The sequence below is a fragment of the Acidithiobacillus sp. TH-A67 genome (assembly GCF_057473545.1).
In genome coordinates, this window is record NZ_JBYCKU010000040.1 from 95122 (window position 1) to 111927 (window position 16806).

General features: G+C 56.8%; 17 protein-coding genes. 6 read left to right on the forward strand and 11 right to left on the reverse strand.

Going from position 1 to position 16806, the window contains the following annotated elements; genetic code table 11:
- Window positions 1-5 precede the first annotated feature (5 nt).
- A complete protein-coding gene (rpsB, locus tag AC2VNM_RS06465) occupies window positions 6-761 on the reverse strand; it encodes a 30S ribosomal protein S2 (RefSeq protein WP_483165409.1) in 756 nt (251 codons plus the stop codon).
- 481 nt (window positions 762-1242) lie between these two features.
- Between rpsB and AC2VNM_RS06470 the strand changes: the two genes are divergently transcribed.
- From AC2VNM_RS06470 to AC2VNM_RS06495, 6 genes are all read left to right on the forward strand, one after another.
- Complete coding sequence (locus AC2VNM_RS06470) at window positions 1243-2655, forward strand: MFS transporter (protein WP_483165408.1); 1413 nt, start codon at window positions 1243-1245, stop codon at window positions 2653-2655.
- A complete protein-coding gene (locus AC2VNM_RS06475; protein ID WP_486913042.1) occupies window positions 2652-3179 on the forward strand; it encodes a PfkB family carbohydrate kinase in 528 nt (175 codons plus the stop codon). The genes AC2VNM_RS06470 and AC2VNM_RS06475 overlap by 4 nt, the downstream gene beginning before the upstream one ends.
- A 26-nt stretch (window positions 3180-3205) precedes the next feature.
- Complete coding sequence (locus AC2VNM_RS06480; RefSeq protein ID WP_486913046.1) at window positions 3206-3544, forward strand: carbohydrate kinase family protein; 339 nt, start codon at window positions 3206-3208, stop codon at window positions 3542-3544.
- 213 nt (window positions 3545-3757) lie between these two features.
- Complete coding sequence (locus AC2VNM_RS06485) at window positions 3758-5182, forward strand: glycoside hydrolase 100 family protein (RefSeq protein WP_483190168.1); 1425 nt, start codon at window positions 3758-3760, stop codon at window positions 5180-5182.
- A 2-nt stretch (window positions 5183-5184) separates the two neighbouring features.
- Complete coding sequence (locus AC2VNM_RS06490) at window positions 5185-7377, forward strand: HAD family hydrolase (protein WP_483165405.1); 2193 nt, start codon at window positions 5185-5187, stop codon at window positions 7375-7377.
- A 36-nt stretch (window positions 7378-7413) separates the two neighbouring features.
- Complete coding sequence (locus AC2VNM_RS06495; RefSeq protein WP_483165404.1) at window positions 7414-8280, forward strand: HAD-IIB family hydrolase; 867 nt, start codon at window positions 7414-7416, stop codon at window positions 8278-8280.
- A gap of 122 nt (window positions 8281-8402) precedes the next feature.
- On the opposite strand, the gene AC2VNM_RS06500 is transcribed toward AC2VNM_RS06495, so the two are convergent.
- From AC2VNM_RS06500 to AC2VNM_RS06545, 10 genes are all read right to left on the reverse strand, one after another.
- Window positions 8403-9017, reverse strand: a complete 615-nt coding sequence (locus AC2VNM_RS06500) for a DedA family protein (protein ID WP_483165403.1) — start codon at window positions 9015-9017, stop codon at window positions 8403-8405.
- A gap of 15 nt (window positions 9018-9032) precedes the next feature.
- Window positions 9033-10541, reverse strand: coding sequence for a Ppx/GppA phosphatase family protein (locus AC2VNM_RS06505; protein WP_483165402.1), 1509 nt, complete (start codon window positions 10539-10541; stop codon window positions 9033-9035).
- Window positions 10542-10546: 5 nt separating this feature from the next.
- Complete coding sequence (gene phoU / locus AC2VNM_RS06510) at window positions 10547-11257, reverse strand: phosphate signaling complex protein PhoU (RefSeq protein WP_483165401.1); 711 nt, start codon at window positions 11255-11257, stop codon at window positions 10547-10549.
- A 14-nt stretch (window positions 11258-11271) separates the two neighbouring features.
- On the reverse strand, window positions 11272-12033 hold the full coding sequence (gene pstB, locus AC2VNM_RS06515) for a phosphate ABC transporter ATP-binding protein PstB (protein ID WP_215871073.1): 762 nt from the start codon (window positions 12031-12033) through the stop codon (window positions 11272-11274).
- Window positions 12034-12078: 45 nt separating this feature from the next.
- Window positions 12079-13431, reverse strand: coding sequence for a phosphate regulon sensor histidine kinase PhoR (gene phoR, locus AC2VNM_RS06520; RefSeq protein WP_483165400.1), 1353 nt, complete (start codon window positions 13429-13431; stop codon window positions 12079-12081).
- Entirely contained in the window at window positions 13428-14171 is a 744-nt protein-coding gene (gene phoB, locus AC2VNM_RS06525; RefSeq protein WP_483165399.1) for a phosphate regulon transcriptional regulator PhoB, read from the reverse strand. The genes phoR and phoB overlap by 4 nt, the downstream gene beginning before the upstream one ends.
- A 22-nt stretch (window positions 14172-14193) precedes the next feature.
- On the reverse strand, window positions 14194-15258 hold the full coding sequence (mnmA, locus tag AC2VNM_RS06530; protein ID WP_483189844.1) for a tRNA 2-thiouridine(34) synthase MnmA: 1065 nt from the start codon (window positions 15256-15258) through the stop codon (window positions 14194-14196).
- Window positions 15259-15267: 9 nt separating this feature from the next.
- Window positions 15268-15462 carry a Fe-S cluster assembly protein IscX gene (iscX, locus tag AC2VNM_RS06535; protein WP_483165397.1) on the reverse strand — a complete coding sequence of 65 codons (195 nt, stop codon included), beginning with the start codon at window positions 15460-15462 and terminating at the stop codon, window positions 15268-15270.
- The gene (gene fdx / locus AC2VNM_RS06540; protein ID WP_483165396.1) at window positions 15462-15800 is read right to left on the reverse strand and encodes an ISC system 2Fe-2S type ferredoxin; all 339 of its coding nucleotides are present in this window, start codon (window positions 15798-15800) and stop codon (window positions 15462-15464) included. The genes iscX and fdx overlap by 1 nt, the downstream gene beginning before the upstream one ends.
- The coding region (locus AC2VNM_RS06545; protein WP_486913043.1) for an Hsp70 family protein at window positions 15797-16806 on the reverse strand (1010 nt) is incomplete at its 5' end. The genes fdx and AC2VNM_RS06545, both read right to left, overlap by 4 nt.

Genomic DNA, 16806 nt, shown 5'->3' on the forward strand with positions numbered 1-16806 from the left:
AAAGATCAGTCGGCATCAATCTCGATGACATCTTCATCGACTTCGACAAATTCGTCGAGCAGATCACTCTCCACCCCTCGGCGTCCGGCCAGGATGGCATCGGCAGCCAGACTCGCATACAGGCGGATGGCACGACCAGCGTCGTCATTGCCAGGGATGGGATAATCAATCAGCTCCGGATTACAGTTGCTGTCCACCACGCCGATCACTGGCACCCCCAGCTTCTTGGCTTCGGCAACGGCAATATTCTCGTGGCCAACATCAATGACAAAGATTGCATCCGGCACGCCGGTCATGTCCTTGATACCACCCAGGCTACGCTCCAGCTTTTCCAATTCACGCTGCAGGTCGAGGGCTTCTTTTTTGGTGAGCTTTTCAATGGTGCCATCACTGCGCATCTGCTCGAGCTCTTCCATGCGCCGCAGGGATTGGCGAATGGTCTTAAAATTGGTAAGGGTGCCCCCGAGCCAACGTTGATTGACATAGAAGGCGCCACAGCGTTTCGCCTCTTCGGCGATCACGTCGCGGGCTTGGCGTTTGGTACCTACGAACAGTACCCGTCCGTGCTTGCGCGACAACTGCTCGAGAAAGTTCAGAGCGGTGCGCAGCATCGGCAGGGTGTGTTCGAGGTTGATGATATGGATTCGGTTGCGCTCGCCAAAGATGAACGGCGCCATCTTGGGATGCCAATAACGGGACTGATGCCCAAAATGAACACCCGCTTCGAGAAGAGCGCGCATGCTTACGGAAGGACTGGTCATGAAAAACTCCTGAGACTTGGGTTGATAGCCGCCACCGACCCCCTGTCTGCCATCCCTGGGGACACCCGGCAGCAGGTGCGGATCGATGTGTGAATTGGCCCTCTGCGGGCCTGCGGCGCGTTATACCAAAAAAGCTGCTGAGCGGCAATGTATTGGCGGCCTGTCCTGTCTGCTAGGGAACGGAAACCGGGATATCTCAGCTTTGCCGAGATCCTGGAACGCAGGTCGGCTGCAATTTTCAGGTGCAACATTACTCTGTAACTCCTTGCGTTGCCGTTCCATCACTTCGGTCGGGACCAGAAACACCAGGGATTTGCCCGGACGCTTCCGGAATCCTCACAGTATCGAACCGAAGTCCGCGCGGCAGGTACTGGGACCACCCCAGTTTGCGCGTCGCCGGAACTAAAACGCCGCAGGCCATTCAAACAACTTATAGGCCATCCGGCCACGTTATCGGCTCGCCCAAGGTGAGGAGGGTACCATGACCGACGCGATGCAAGCCAAACAGCGCAACCTTCGGGAAGAATGGGTCATTCAGCGTGTGCGGTTGATGGAAGAACGAATGGATCGTCTCTATCGAGTGCTGGGCGAGCCAAGGCGGTGGATCTCCATCTGGTTTCTGGCGTACGCGCTTCTTGGCGCAGTTTCTTCCGGCCTGTTACCGATTTTGCTTCCGCTGATGATTGTGGGACTCACCCATCATCTTAGCTGGGTAGCCTACGTGATGGGGGGATTTAACCTCGGTCTCCTGACCTCGCCCTTGTGGGGAGTACTCGCCGACCGTCATCGCCTCCACCGTCCGATTTTCGCAGCAGGATTCCTGGGACTGGGCGCGGCCCTGGCGATCATGCCTTTTGTCCCCGGGATCCTCCCCTGGACCGGTCTGTCGTTCCTCGCTGGCGTCGGCACCTCCGCAGTTGCCACCATGGCGAGCCTCTTTGTCGTGGAGTTTGATCCGCAAAGTGATTGGGAACCTCGTCTCGGCTGGCTACAGACACTAAATGGATCGGGGCAGGTGCTTGGGCTCCTGGCCGCAGGAATGTTCGTGGCAAACTTCACCGTGGGATTGCTTTGTTCGGCGGCCATCATTCTTCCCGCCCTTTGGCTCGGAGCCAAAGGGCTTCCCAAAAGGTCTGAGATCGACTGGAAAGCACAGGTTGGGGTGCGGATGCGGCGCGAGCTGGATTGGCGTTTCCTCGCCGTCTTTGGCAGACCAGAGCTTCTTGCTGGAGGAATATCGCGTTTTTCCCATCATCTCTCACTGCCCGGTCTGCAACGCCTCTCGGAAGCATTCGGTAGTCGCTTTGGTCGTTTCCTGTTTTCCTGGTTCGTCGTGGCATTTGGTGTGGCAGCATTTTTTGCTTATTTTCCCGTGGCTATGCAGCATGCCTATCACGTTGCCCCAGCCATCACCTCCAGCACCTACGCCATCACCGCAGCGATTGCGCTGGTACTCTATACCGTCGGCGCGCGGCTTGCCGGAAGATATGGCGCGGGCCGAGTATACCGGTGGTCCTTAGCGCTTCGTTTTGTAGGGTTTTTATTACTATTGAGCATATTCTATTTGCCAATCCCGAAAACAATGATTGCGCTCCTCGGTTTTGCGTTGATCATTCTCGCCTGGCCATTACAGAGCATAGCCGGGATGACTTTGACTGCGCGTTTGACACCCTTTAGTCAGGGATCTGCCATGGGCTTGTTCAACGCCAGTGGCGCCATAGCCACGGTGCTGGGCACCTTTCTCGGAGGGCCGTTGGTCGCAGCCATTGGCTATCCAATTCTGTCGATCATGGCGTTAGGAGGTATATTATTAGGCTGGCTCAGTGGACATCGCTTGCAGCCCGAACAGATCGCCCAGATACATATGGAACAAACCAATATGGAGCGCGCATGAACGAGATCCCATCCGTCGGTTGGATTGTGGGGGAATGCCTGATAGACGATTTCGGCGATTTCCGGCGAGTTGGTGGTGCTCCCTTCAACGTCGCCTGCCACCTCTGGTCACTTGGAGATCGTCCCGGCTTTATCAGCAGGGTAGGACAGGATCCTGCTGCCGCAGAAATCCGCCAATATCTCCAGCGTTGCCCGGATATGCATGCAGTATTGCAGGAAGATGCGACATTGCCGACTGGCAGGGTGCTTGTCCATGATCTGGGAGGTGGTGAGCATCGTTTTGAGATATTGCCTCAGCAGGCGTATGACGCGATTGCCTGGGACGGAGAGTTACAAGAATCCATCAAAAATCAACCCTTCTGGCTGTATCACGGCAGCCTTGCCTTCCGCGAAGATGGTCCCGGTAGATCTACTTGGCGGCACCTGGCTGCGCAAGCCGCATGGCGATTTGTTGACATCAATTTGCGTGCGGGTAACTGGGAGCCGAACTTTCTGGCGGAGCTATACAGGGAGCGTCTGTTCTAAAGTGCAATCAGGAGGAGCTCGATATTCTGCGACGCGAATTTTTCCTGGCGGGCGACAGTTTGCAAGGCGCAGTAGCAGCGCTGGCGAAGCACTTTTCCATAGCAGAGGTGTTAGTGACACGAGGAGCAGAGGGGGCAATCCATTGGGATGGTGCCAATCTCTGGCAAAGCCGTGCACCGCAAGTACCCATTCAGGATACCGTTGGGGCGGGAGACGCCTTCAGCGCCGCTTGGATTCACGCAAAGATCCGGGGGCGCCCAGTTGCGCAGGCCCTGCGAGCTGCAAGTGACTTGGCAGCACGAGTGTGCACCCTAACTGGCGCATTACCTCGTAACCCAGACGAGTTTTACCAGGATCTTATGTAGAGACGCTGCACAGCATAGGAGGTATCGAGCACTTTTGCTTGGACGGTCGAAGCAGAATCGGCGTTGACCAAGCGCGTCCGACGTCCCTTTGCGTCTCCGCATGCGGGCGGGGACGATGTAGAAGCCGGGTTGGGAGCTGCGGGCAGCTAAGGCTATACTGAATAGATAAATCGCTTATATCCAACCCTCGCAACCCAGGAGGAAAAAGAGTTCGTGGCTCAGACTACCCCCTGTTTCCCTCGTCCCCGCTATGCGCGTAGCAGCCCCCCCCTTGACGATGCTTATCGATTGATCGAGGAAGCAGGCGTTTTTTACCGTGGGCAATTGGTGGGTACCGCAGCTAGCATCGATCCCAATGCACCAGCAGCAAATTACTCTGATTGTTTCGTACGCGACTTCTTTCCCATAGGATTGATCATGCTGCTGGAAGGTCGTAGTGACGTGGTACGAGCGTTCTTGCACCTCATCATGCAACTCCGTGGTCAACAAGAAGATCTCGAAGGGCAACAAATAGCCCCAGGAGTGTTACCAGCTTCCTTTCGAATTCAGCAAAATAATCGGGGCGACGAGGAAATTATCGCCGACTTTGGTGATCGAGCGATCGGGCGTGTCGCACCCGTAGACTCCATGATGTGGTGGGCGATACTGCTGCGGGCCTATACGCTGTATACAGGTGATGCAGACTTTGCACACGGGCCAGAAATTCAGCGGATGCTGCGGATGATCCTGAGTTTATGTCTGCAGAGCCGGTTCGAGGTTTTTCCGACGCTACCCGTTCCCGATGGCTCTTTCATGATTGATCGGCGCATGGGCGTGCATGGTCATCCTCTCGAAATTCAGGTCTTGTTCGATAGCACCTTGCGCAGCGTTTCTCTATTGCTTCCTGACTCTGGGAATCAATGGTTGATAAATATGGCGCTGCGCCGCCAAGAAATCTTGCGAACATACGTGCAACAATATTTTTGGTTGGACATGGATGTGCTCAATCGGATTTATCGATTTGAGACAGAAATGCTGGGTGAAAATGTTGAGAATCTCTTCAATATTCATCCCGAATCGATCCCCCTGTGGGTACAGGACTGGCTTCCCGACGATGCCGGCTACTTCGTTGGCAACCTGGGGCCTGGGCGAATGGATTTTCGCTTCTTTGCCCAAGGAAATCTGCTGATGCTAGCGACCGGCATGGCAACACCAAGCCAATCCAAGGCCTTAGCCAATCTTATTGAACAGCATTGGATGGAACTCATTGGCCGCATGCCGATGAAGCTGATATATCCAGCTATCGAGGGGGATGAATGGCGCTTGATCACCGGTTCAGATCCGAAAAACATCCCTTGGTCTTACCACAACGGGGGGCATTGGCCCGTTCTAATCTGGCCGTTGGCAGCGGCAATGCTCAAGGTTGGGCGGAGAGATCTTGCGGAAAAAGCCTGGGATATTGCCGAAAAACGCTTAATGGCCAACCAATGGCCCGAGTATTACGACGGCCGCTTGGGTCGTCTGGTAGGTCGACGCTCCAACATCAGGCAAGTATGGAGTGCCGCGGGCTTCCTCCTCGCTCGCCATCTCTTGGATGATCCCGAACTTCCGCTGCGTTTTGGTATAGACGAGCCATGTTCGAACAACAAAGGTGAGTAGATATGATTCCATCACTCTCGAATACTTGGGTACAGACATCGCAAACAGAGGATCCTCGAGAAAATCCCCTGAAATCCCTCTACCTGGTACTAATCAGTGTGCACGGGCTGATCCGCGGGCATAGCCTCGAACTGGGCCGTGATGCGGATACCGGCGGTCAGGTGCTCTACGTAGTAGAATTACTGCGTGCTTTGGCAACACATCCAAAAATTAGCAGAGTCGATCTTCTTACCCGCCGAATCAACGATCCCGCAATAGATAATGAATACAACCAAGAAGAAGAATATCTTCCAGAGCTCCCCAACGCGCGCATCATTCGGCTGCCGGCTGGACCTGACGAATATCTGCCAAAAGAGGCTCTTTGGCCTTACTTGGATAGTTTCAGCGACCACGCCATAGAATGCCTGCGAAAACAAGAGAAATTTCCTGATATCATACACAGCCACTATGCCGATGCTGGTTATGTAGGAATGCGTCTGACGTTACAGCTTGGCGTTCCTCTAGTACACACAGCACACTCTCTAGGCAGAGTAAAGCGCCGACATATCCTGGCCCTTGGAGAATCTGAGACCGTTCTAGAAGAAAAATACCATCTGTCCCAGCGGATTCGGACAGAAGAAGAAATTCTTTCTACCGCTTCTTTGATAATAGCGAGCACGCAAGATGAAATCGACAGCCAATATGGGATGTATGATCGGACTAATGTAACACGCATGCGAGTGATACCTCCGGGGGTAGATCTTTCTCGATTTAGTCCAATCTCCCGCCCCGCACCGCCAATAGTCAATGAGATAAATCGCTTTTTGCAGGATCCCAACTGGCCACCAATTCTTGCGATATCTCGTCCGGACGAGAAGAAAAACATTGCCAGCTTGATTCATGCCTTTGGCCTGAATTCGGATTTGCGGGCACGCAGTAACCTCGTGATTGTCGCCGGCAACCGGGATGACATTCGCGACATGCCAACGAGCCAACGACAAATACTGACAGAAATTCTACTCTTGATTGATAGCTATGACCTCTATGGAAAGGTTGCCTATCCTCGCCATCACCAACCCGACGACGTACCTGATCTCTATCGTTGGGCAGCGAGTTTAGGAGGGGTGTTTATCAACCCCGCCTTGACGGAGCCGTTTGGTCTAACACTGATCGAAGCAGCGGCTTGCGGCTTACCGATCCTGGCCACTGAAAACGGCGGACCCAAAGACATCGTCAGCAACTGCGATAATGGCGTGTTGGTCAATCCATTGGATATTCCTGAAATCAGCAACAAGTTGCTCAGCATCCTGAACGACGCAACGACTCGCCGACGTTTCTCAAAAAATGGTATCGCTTGTGTGCGCCAACGGTATACTTGGCCGGCTCATGTTGAAAAATACCTTTCGGCAATCAACGAGTGCCCGCTTATTGCGCCAACGGCACGCAACACCCAACCCCTGGAAAAGCAGCGCGTTACCGCCAATCGTTGGCTCATTCTGGGTGCCCGTCTCCTAGATCAAGAACCCGGCCTGCTGGAGCAATTAGCGGCTAGGCTGCCATTGAAACAGCAAAAAATAGCTCTGGGCTTAGTCACCATGCGCCCCCTGGTCGAGCTTCTGGCCCTCATCAAGCCGCCGCAGCGAGGTATCCCTGATATACTCATCAGCAGCGCGGGTACCTACATTCATTATGGTACGGACCTGACTCGTGATCAGGCTTGGAGTCGCCACATTGCGGTAAATTGGCAGAGCGATCGGGTCTACGATCTGCTGGCGGAGACACCCGGTCTGCGTTTGGCGGGCAGAAGCAGTCAGGGAAACTATACCGTACACGCTTATATTGTTGATGAAGATGCCTTTCCCGGCACGGCGGCTGTGGAAGACCAACTGCACTTACAAGACATTCCTAGTCGGGTAATTCAGGTAACCCCACAAGAATTTCTGGTCGTTCCGCAACGGGCCTCTCTCGGTTTCGCCATTCGCCATGTCGCTGGTCGGCACGACATTCCTCTCGATCATATCTTGGTTGTTGGTAGCTCCCAGGCGGATCTCGACTTATTGGGCGGGAATATTCTCTCTGCCCAATTAGGCAAAGAGTTCCAGCAGGACTTGCTACAAGAGAGCGTCTATTCCTGTCACGCTGATGGCTTGTTAGGGGTCATGGAAGCGGTCGCACACTACCATTTTCTCGAAGAGGCAGGAATAGGGGGAAGTTGAAAAAATAACCCGCGTACCCAGCAGGAGACGAAGATCATGAACAAAGCAGCGGAAGAGATTCAGCCAATTTTGCTCTGTTGTGACTTGGACCGGACCCTAATTCCCAATGGCTATCAACTGGAAAGTCCGCAGGCTCGGCCGCGTTTTCGGCATCTTTGCGCCCAACCTGCAGTGCAGTTGGCCATGGTCACCGGGCGTCATCTGGATCTGGTACTCAAAGCCATTCATGATTGGCAACTGCCAACACCAAGTTTCATTATCGGTGATGTGGGGACCAGTATTTATACCTTTGCCGATGGACGGTGGCGTCAGTGGGATCATTGGATTACGAGGATTGCCCCAGAGTGGCAAGGGATGATGCATGGGGACATTGTTGGGGCATTGAGCGATATCACTGACATGACTCTGCAGCCAGTGGCCCAGCAAGGGATGTTCAAGGTTAGCTATGAGATGGCCCCAGATGTGTCGCGTGCACCGATTGAAGAGGAAGTGCTGCGCCGGCTTTGGGCGCTGGGCGTAAACGCCCGGTTAATCTGGTCAATAGACGAACTGGCTGATTCCCGCCTGCTGGATATCGTTCCATGCGGTGCAAGCAAACTTCATGCGATAGAATTTCTGCAACAGCAACACAACTATCCCGCTGACAGAACCGTTTTTGCTGGTGACTCGGGCAACGACCTAGAGGTTTTAGGAAGCCATATCCCCTCCATATTAGTGGCCAATGCCCATCCAGAGGTTCAGGAAGAGGCACAGCGCTTGGCATTTACATCGGATCTGTCCGATACCCTGTATATCGCAAAGGGCGACTTCCTAGATATGAATGGGAACTATGCCGCTGGTGTGCTGGAGGGAGTCGCGCACTTCCTCCCGGAAACTATTACCTGGATGAAACCCGAAGAATAGCTGTGGCAGGCGCGTAATGAGCCCAGAGTGCATTCGCTCCCAGTTATCCCGCGATCTCCCGGAGACCCCTTCGCTAATCATCATCCAAGATCGTCCATTCCCAGTCCTCCCACACTGGACAATCACTCATCGCGCCCCCTGCCGCGCTGCCGCCAGACGAAATATGCCACGACCATCACGAGCAGGATCAGAAATCCAATCTGCACATAGCGTAACTCGCGGAGGATGAGGGGGAGCGAGGCGGCCAGGAGATAACCGGCAGCGCTGATGAGAATGGCCCAAAGCAGGGCCGCTATCGGATTTATCCATAGATACCGGCGCGGATGGTAGCGATGCACGCCGAGGAGGATGGGAGTGATGGTACGGGTACCATAGATGAAGCGAAACAACAGCGTGATCCCGTCACCGAAGCGGCGAATCAGGCCCTCGGCACGGCCAATGTGGCTTCGCAAAAACCTCGGCAGCCAGGAAATGAGACGCTCCCCATAGCGATAGCCCAGCAGGTACAGAATCTGATCATTGAGAGTGCTGCCAGCCCAGGCGACCAGCACTACTCCTGGCCAGGACAAAATTCCGGCGTGGGCCAGGGCACCGGCGATCACCACCACGGCCTCGCCTTCGAACAGTGTCCCCAAAAAAAGAATTCCGTAGCCATAGCGCCGCAAGAATTCGCTGACATCCGCCAGAGTTACGGGGGTGTAGCCAAGATGGGCGAACAGCCAGTTGAGGAGTTCCAAGCCGTATGTGAAATATCAAAAAAGGAGTTGGAATTCAGGAGCCAACTGATCCCTTTCCTGCTCTAGCTCGGCGCGCAGGAGCGGCGCCTGCCGTTGCCAGTCGTCGGCAAATTGCAGCTGCAGGGTCTTGCCCATGACCATCACTTCCGGCTTGGTCACAAGCTCCCCCGCCCCGCGCTGGAGCAGAATGGCAAGGCGCAGGATGATCGCGAGCTTTTGCAGGGCAGGGAGATCCTCTGCCGCGATACCGAAACTCTGCAATTGGACGCCACTGGGTAGCTTTTTTCGCTGCAGGCGAACCAGGGTGGCAATCAGGTTCTGCTCGCGCTGGGAAAACCCCGCGATGTCGCCGTTGCGCCAGATATATTCACCATGTTTGTGAAAGCCCGAATGGGCGATGTCCAGGCCAATGTCGTGGGTCAGAATTGCCCAACGTAGCCAGCGTTGATGAAGGTTACCGAGCTCCCAGTCCCTCCCGGTGGCAGCAAGTATCCGTTTGGCCCATTCCAGGACCTCGGCATTCCGTTCGCGCTGGCTATGAAAGCGCTCTTGCAGCCCCCGTACGCTGAGTTCCCGGCTATCCTCGTGATGGATCCGGCCCAGTAGATCGTAGATCGCGCCTTCCCGCAAAGCGCCCTCGGAAAAGCGCATCTCCTGCAACTGAAAAGAGTCGAAAACTGCCGACAGAATGGCGAGGCCGCCAGGGAAAACGGGTACCCGATCGCCCTTCAAACCTGCCAAGCGGGAAAGGGCGCGGAAGCTGCCCAGGGAGAGCAGTTCCTCTTGCAGCCAACGCAATCCCACCGCCGTGATCCGCGGACCTCGGCCATTTTCTTGGAGAATGCGAGCAATCGCCTTGATGGTACCGGAAGAACCAACAGCCTGATCCCAGCCAAAGCGGCGATACTCTCCAAGCACAGGCTCAAGGGCCAAGCGTACGCGCCGCTGCAGAGCGGCATAGGCATCGCGGCTGATTTTTTCGTCAGGGAAATATTCCTGCGTCGAACGCACGCAACCAAAATGCAGGCTTTCCCGGATGCCAGGGCTGAAGCCTCGCCCCGCAATAATCTCTGTGCTGCCACCGCCAATATCGACGACCAGCCGCCGCTCCTCCGGGGCAAGCGCCAGACTGTGTGCTACCCCCAGATAAATGAGGCGCGCCTCTTCCCGTCCGGCAACGATTTCTACGGGTACGCCGAGGGCCGTTTCGATTTTGGCAAGGAAGTCATCGGCGTCGCGCAACATCCGTAGGGTATTAGTGCCAATGACGCGAATGCGGTCCCGGGGCACGGAACGCAGCCGCTGCCCAAAGCGTTGCAGGCAGTCGATGGCACGATCTGCAACCTCGGATCGCAGTCCACCGTCTGGACGTAACCCCTCTGCCAGACGTACGCCTTCGCGCAGGCGATCAAGCAGGCGCAGCTCGCTACCCACCTCTTCGGCAATGACCATGTGGAAAGAGTTGGAGCCCAGGTCAACGGCGGCCAGAAGATTTTGCTGCGGCAGACTGTCGTCACTGGGCATGAGATTCAATCCTGAAACTGTTGGCGAACTTCCTCCAAGGGAATATGACGGACGTTGACGCCTTTGACAAGGTAGATGACATACTCGCAGAGGTTACGCGCATGATCACCCACGCGCTCCAAAGCCTTGGCCACGAAGAGGGCGTCGATAGCCGGGGTGATGGTGCGCGGATCTTCCATCATATAGGTGATCAGGCGACGCAACGCAGCGCGGTATTCCTGATTGAGCTCCTCGTCACCCTTGGCGATCTCCAGGGCAGCATCCGCATCACCATTGGCCAGGGCGTCCATGGCGCGGCGGAACATCCCCAGGGCATAGTCCCCCATGGTTTTGATATCCCGCAGAAAACGACTATTGATACTGGCACTGCTGCGTTGCATCGACAGCGCCATGCTGGCGATCTTTACCGCTTTGTCACCGATCCGTTCGAGGTCGGCAATGGACTTGATCAGGGTCATTACCAAACGTAGGTCACCAGCCGCTGGCTGACGCCGAACCAGGATGTTGATGCACTCCTCTTCGATGCGCAGCTCATAGCCGTTGACGACGTTGTCACCACCGATGACTTCATTGGCCAGTGACTCGTCCTGCTGCAATAGCGCCGTCAAGGCGTTGCGCATCTGCTCTTCGACGACGCCCGCCATGCGGTGTACGAGCTCATGCACTGCATGAAGTTCGTCATCAAAGCGCTGCGAAACATGGGGATCTGAATTCATAGCAAGGAACCTCCTCAGCCATACCGACCGGTAATGTAATCTTCCGTCTGCTTTTTCTGCGGATTGGTGAACAATTGCTGCGTGGGGCCGTACTCGACCATCTCGCCGAGATACATAAACGCAGTATAATCAGAGACTCGCGCTGCCTGCTGCATATTGTGCGTCACGATAAGCAGAGTGAAATGCTCGCGCAATTCTGCCACCAGTTCCTCGATTTTCAGCGTCGCAATTGGATCCAGTGCCGAGGTGGGTTCGTCGAGAAGGATGACCTCGGGGCGCACAGCCACGGCGCGGGCGATGCACAGGCGTTGCTGCTGGCCACCCGAAAGGCTGAGACCACTCTTCTTGAGGTTGTCTTTGACTTCATCCCAAAGCGCCGCCTGCCGTAAGGCCTGCTCTACCCGCTCGTCGAGCTCCACCTTGCGAAGCTTCTCGTAGAGCTTGATGCCAAAAGAGATATTGTCGTAAATGGACATCGGGAATGGGGTGGGTTTTTGGAACACCATACCTACCCGGGCACGCAGCAGATTCACATTGTAGCTGGGGGAGAGGATGTCCTCACCATCGAGCAGCACCTGCCCGGTCGCCCGCTGCCCTGGATAGAGCGAGTACATGCGATTAAAAACCCGCAACAGGGTGGACTTACCACAGCCTGATGGACCGATGAAGGCGGTTACCTGGTTCCCTGGCAGATCCAGATTAATGCCTTTCAAGGATTTGTTGTCGCCGTAGTAAAAATCGAGATTGCGCACCGCAATTTTCGCATTTTCCGTCACAAATAGCTCCCCGAGACCGATCCTGCCCAGCAGTATACCGGACAATTATGACACTTTAATGACATGCGCTTCCTCATCGTCTTGCCAGTAGTTCCCACGCCGCGCGAGTTCCATAGGGAACAAGACGGTAAATTCTGAGCCTTTTCCCACCTCGCTACGCACGCGCAGGCTACCAGCGTACCGCTCCGCGGTGTGGCGAACGATGGAGAGTCCCAGACCGGTGCCCCCTACCCGCCGAGAGCGCCCTTTGTCCACCCGGTAAAAACGCTCGGTGACGCGCTGCAGATGTTCGCGCGGTATGCCATCACCAGTATCACGCACGCTCAACATCAGCCGACCATCCTCCGCCAGCCAACGCACATGGATATCGCGACCTGGCGGCGTGTACTTCACAGCGTTCTCCAGGAGATTCTGGACGATGCTGTGAATATCCAGCGGTTCGGCCCAGAGCGCCAGACCAAACTCCAGGTCCAGGTGCAAGGAAAGTCGTTTTTCCTCGATCGATGTCATCAGGTTTTCCCGTGCGCGCTCCACCATCTGCGCGACAAAAACCGTTTCACAGCGCTGTGGATCGGGCTCGGCACTTTCGATTCGGGCCAGAGACAGCAGATCTTCGACCAGCGACTGCATCCGTTTACCCTGCTCCTCCATAAGACGCAGCTGTGGCCCCACCTCTTCGTCCTGCCCCAGGGGGCCATCGAGAAGATTTTCGAGAAAACCCCGAATCACCGTCAACGGACTTCGCAACTCGTGGGATACGTTGGCGACAAAATCTTGCCGCACCTGTTCCAGCTGCCGCAGGCGGGAGACGTCGCGAAACAGGACCAGGGTCCCTGCGTCTCCCAGGGGATAGCGTAATGCCTCAAAAACCGCCTCCGGCCGATCCGGAAACTGCAAGGAGAGATTGCCAGGGCCGGCGCCACCAAGAAACTCCTGGATGTGCGGCAAGCGGAGCCAGAAAGACAGCGGCTTGCCCAAATCCTCCGGCCAGTGCAGGTGGAACAGTTCGACCGCGGCCGGATTCATCCACAACAGGCGTCCTTCTTCATCCATCAATACCAGCCCGTCGGGCAAGGTCTGCAAGGCGTCGCGAAGTTGCATGATCTGCTGATTGAGCTGCTGCTGGCGGATTTCCTGATGCCGCCGCCAGTGATAGCCCTCGGCAAAGGTTTCTTCCCAGATGCCGCTGCTCACCGGCGGGATTCGGGTCGTTTTCTCCCGAAACCAGACGCGAAAACGCAGGGCCTCTTGTCGGTGCCAGCCCACCCAGAGGGCATAAAAGACGACGGACGCCCAAAAAAAAGAGATAAGAGAAGTACTAGGTGCCCCGAGAAAGTTCCACGCCAGGAGCATCGCCAGAGGCAGCAGGGCGGGAACCCAGGCGCGCAGATGGTTCATGGCGCTTCGCTGGCGAGTTCTGGGCTTTGTGGCAGGGGATTGCAGCGATAGCCTTCTCCGCGCACCGTTTCGATGATGTGGGCGTAGTGGACTTTTTCGAGGCAGCGGCGCAAGCGACGGATATGCACATCTACTGTACGCTCTTCGATATAGGTCTGACGCCCCCAGATGAGATCGAGCAGGGCATCACGGCTGTACACCCGGTCGGGATTGGTGACAAAGAGACGCAGCATACGGAACTCCGTGGGCCCCATTGGCACATGGCGGCCGTTCAGGGTAACGCGATGTGCCTTGACATCGATACTGAGTTCGCCAATCTGTACCCGATTGGGGCTAAGGCCACCGTAGCTGCGGCGCAACAGGGCCTGCACTCGCGCCACCAGCTCCCGTGGCGAGAAGGGCTTGGCGAGATAATCATCGGCGCCGGATTCCAGGCCATGCACACGATCGCCCTCTTCCCCACGGGCGGTAAGCAAAATGATGGGGACACCTTGTAGCTTGTCCCGCCGCCGGAGATTGCGACACCAGGCAATGCCGCTTTCCCCGGGGAGCATCCAGTCGAGAATGATCAGATGCGGCACTGGATCATGGAGAAGGTCCTCGGCTGCCTCGACGCTTCCTGCACAGGACACTGCAAAGCCATGCTTCTGCAGGGTCAGGCGAAGGAGCTGCTGGATGCCTTCTTCATCCTCTACTACGAGGATCCGAAAGATTTGCTGCTCGTTACTTTCCTCAGCCATAACAACGCTCCCGTGGAAGCAATCATTCTGACGCAGAATCGACAGATATGCCAAACTCCGCAATGATGCCCCCACCCAGCAGGCGCTCGTCCTGGTAACAGACTGCCGCTTGCCCGGGCGTAACCGCGCGCTGCGCTGCGTCGAGGAGCAAAGTGGCTTCTCCGCCCTGCCCCAGGCGCAGGGTCGCAGCGACGGGCGGCGCGGCGTAGCGCAGTTTGACGGTAACCCGCTCTTCCCGCCCCGGGGCGCAATCAGCAAGCCAATTGCACTCGTGGATACGCAACTGGTCCTGATACAAGTATTCCGCGGGTCCTACACGTACCTGGTCACGGCCTGCATCTACCGCGAGGACATACAGAGGCACCGCACTACCACCACCAATCCCCCGCCGTTGACCGACGGTAAAGTTGATGACGCCATCGTGGGTACCGAGGGTCTCGCCTTGCAGATTGACGATATTCCCCGGGCGCCCGGACACCCCCTGTTCCCGCAAGAAGCTGCGATAGTCGCCGGCAACAAAGCAGACATCCTGGGAGTCCTGCTTGCCCGCCACCGGCAACGCACGCGCTTTGGCGATGGCGCGCACTTCCTCTTTGCGTAAGGCACCAAGGGGAAAGAGCAAGCGCGGCAACAACGCCCGCTCGATCGCATAGAGAAAATAGGACTGATCTTTGCGTTCATCGACGCCACGCCAGATTTCCGCCGCCGCAGAGCTAACTTGACGCACATAATGACCCGTTGCCAGGTAATCTGCGCCGAGCGCGTCTGCCTCCTGCCAGAGAGCGGAAAATTTCAGGACCTGATTACAGCGAGTACAGGGATTGGGCGTGCGGCCCTCCTGATAGGCAGCGATGAAGGGATCGACGATTTCGCTACGAAAGCGCTCCCGGTAATCGAGCACCTGATAGGGAATGCCGAGCTGAGCACAGAGCTCGGCGGCGTCTTCGATGTCTTTCTCGTCGCAGCAGCGGCTTTTCGGCCACAGCCGCATGGTCACGCCCAAAAGATCGTGGCCAGCCTCCTGCAATAAAGCAGCGGCCACGGCGGAATCGACTCCGCCCGACAGGGCGACCACCACCCGCGACACTAGGCGTCCTCAGTCGCGCTCGGACAGCCAGGCCATCTGGATAGCCTCCAGGATACGCTCGTTGGATGCCTCCGGATTATCTTCAAAATCAGGAAGTTCCACCACCCAGCGGTGCAGATCGGTAAAGCGCAGGTGCTGCACATCGGCGTCTGGATGCGCCTCGTCCAGCGAGATAGCGATTTCTTGCGTGTCGGTCCAACGCATCAGTGACGCTCCTTTTCCAGGTTGATGGTGTACTTGGGGATCTCGATGAGCAGATCGGTCTCCGCCACCTTGGCCTGACAACTCAGGCGCGAGCAGGGTTCCAGCCCCCAGGCGCGATCGAGCAGATCCTCTTCTTTTTCCTCGGCGGGTTCCAGGCTGTCAAAGCCCTCACGCACAATCACGTGGCAGGTGGTACAGGCACAGGACATCTCGCAGGCATGCTCGATATGCAGGTCATTGCGCAGCGCCGCCTCGATGATGCTTTCGCCGGGCGTAGCTTCGATCTCCCGACCTTCCGGGCAGATTTCGGCATGGGGTAAAAAGCGGATTTTCGTCATTTCTCGCTCCACTCGTCGATGGAATGGCCCGCCATCGCTTTGCGCACGGCTTGATTCATGCGCCGCTCGACGAGCACCTCGGCTGCCTTTTCGACCGCCCCGGCGGCATGATCGATCGCGGCGGCAGAATCACTGCCCAGAGCATGCAGCAACTCGGCCCGCGCCGCGTCAATCCGGGCGCGTTCGTCAGGCTGCAACAGACTGCCATCCTGGGCCAGGGCCGAGTCCAGTGCCTCCCGGACGCGCTCGCCCTCAACCCGGGCCTCGGCGAGGCGCCGTTGTTCGATGTCCTCTTTGCCATGGGCGATGGCCTCCCGCAACATGCGGGTAATCGCCGCATCGTCCAGACCATAGGATGGTTTGACCTGCACCTCGGCGCGTACGCCGGTGCTCGCCTCTTCTGCACTCACCGCCAACAGACCATCTGCATCCACCTGAAAGGTGACGCGTATCCGTGCCGCACCGGCGGCCATTGGCGGGATGCCGCGCAGACTGAAGCGGGCAAGAGACCGGTTGTCTTCCACCTTCTCCCGCTCTCCCTGCAGAACGTGGATGCTCATCGCCGTCTGCCCGTCTTTGAAGGTCGTGAACTCCTGTGCCTTGGCAACCGGGATAGGGGTGTTGCGCGGAATGATCTTCTCCACCAAGCCCCCCATGGTTTCCAGCCCCAAGGACAGGGGCAGCACATCCATGAGGAGCAGACCGTCGCTCTGATTGCCGACGAGGGCGTCGGCCTGGATGGCGGCGCCCAGAGCGACGACCTGGTCGGGATCGATATCACAGAGCGGCTCCCGTCCGAACAGTTCAGCGACCAGGCGGCGCAACAGGGGCACACGGGTAGCGCCTCCGACCAGCACGACTCCGTCAATTTCTTCCGGACGAATATGGGCATCGCGCAGAGCCCGGCGACAGGGCGCAAAGCTGCGACGAATGACCGGTTCGATCCAGCTCTCGAGCTGCTCGCGCCGCAGATGCCACTGCACGGCTTTGCCACCTGGCAGTACCA

Bases quoted from the DNA above. Each gene is read 5' to 3' on its own strand.
- rpsB (WP_483165409.1), bottom strand. From the start codon at position 761: ATGACCAGTCCTTCCGTAAGCATGCGCGCTCTTCTCGAAGCGGGTGTT.
- AC2VNM_RS06470 (WP_483165408.1), top strand. From the start codon at position 1,243: ATGACCGACGCGATGCAAGCCAAACAGCGCAACCTTCGGGAAGAATGG.
- AC2VNM_RS06475 (WP_486913042.1), top strand. From the start codon at position 2,652: ATGAACGAGATCCCATCCGTCGGTTGGATTGTGGGGGAATGCCTGATA.
- AC2VNM_RS06490 (WP_483165405.1), top strand. From the start codon at position 5,185: ATGATTCCATCACTCTCGAATACTTGGGTACAGACATCGCAAACAGAG.
- AC2VNM_RS06495 (WP_483165404.1), top strand. From the start codon at position 7,414: ATGAACAAAGCAGCGGAAGAGATTCAGCCAATTTTGCTCTGTTGTGAC.
- AC2VNM_RS06505 (WP_483165402.1), bottom strand. From the start codon at position 10,541: ATGCCCAGTGACGACAGTCTGCCGCAGCAAAATCTTCTGGCCGCCGTT.
- phoU (WP_483165401.1), bottom strand. From the start codon at position 11,257: ATGAATTCAGATCCCCATGTTTCGCAGCGCTTTGATGACGAACTTCAT.
- phoR (WP_483165400.1), bottom strand. From the start codon at position 13,431: ATGAACCATCTGCGCGCCTGGGTTCCCGCCCTGCTGCCTCTGGCGATG.
- phoB (WP_483165399.1), bottom strand. From the start codon at position 14,171: ATGGCTGAGGAAAGTAACGAGCAGCAAATCTTTCGGATCCTCGTAGTA.
- iscX (WP_483165397.1), bottom strand. From the start codon at position 15,462: ATGCGTTGGACCGACACGCAAGAAATCGCTATCTCGCTGGACGAGGCG.
- fdx (WP_483165396.1), bottom strand. From the start codon at position 15,800: ATGACGAAAATCCGCTTTTTACCCCATGCCGAAATCTGCCCGGAAGGT.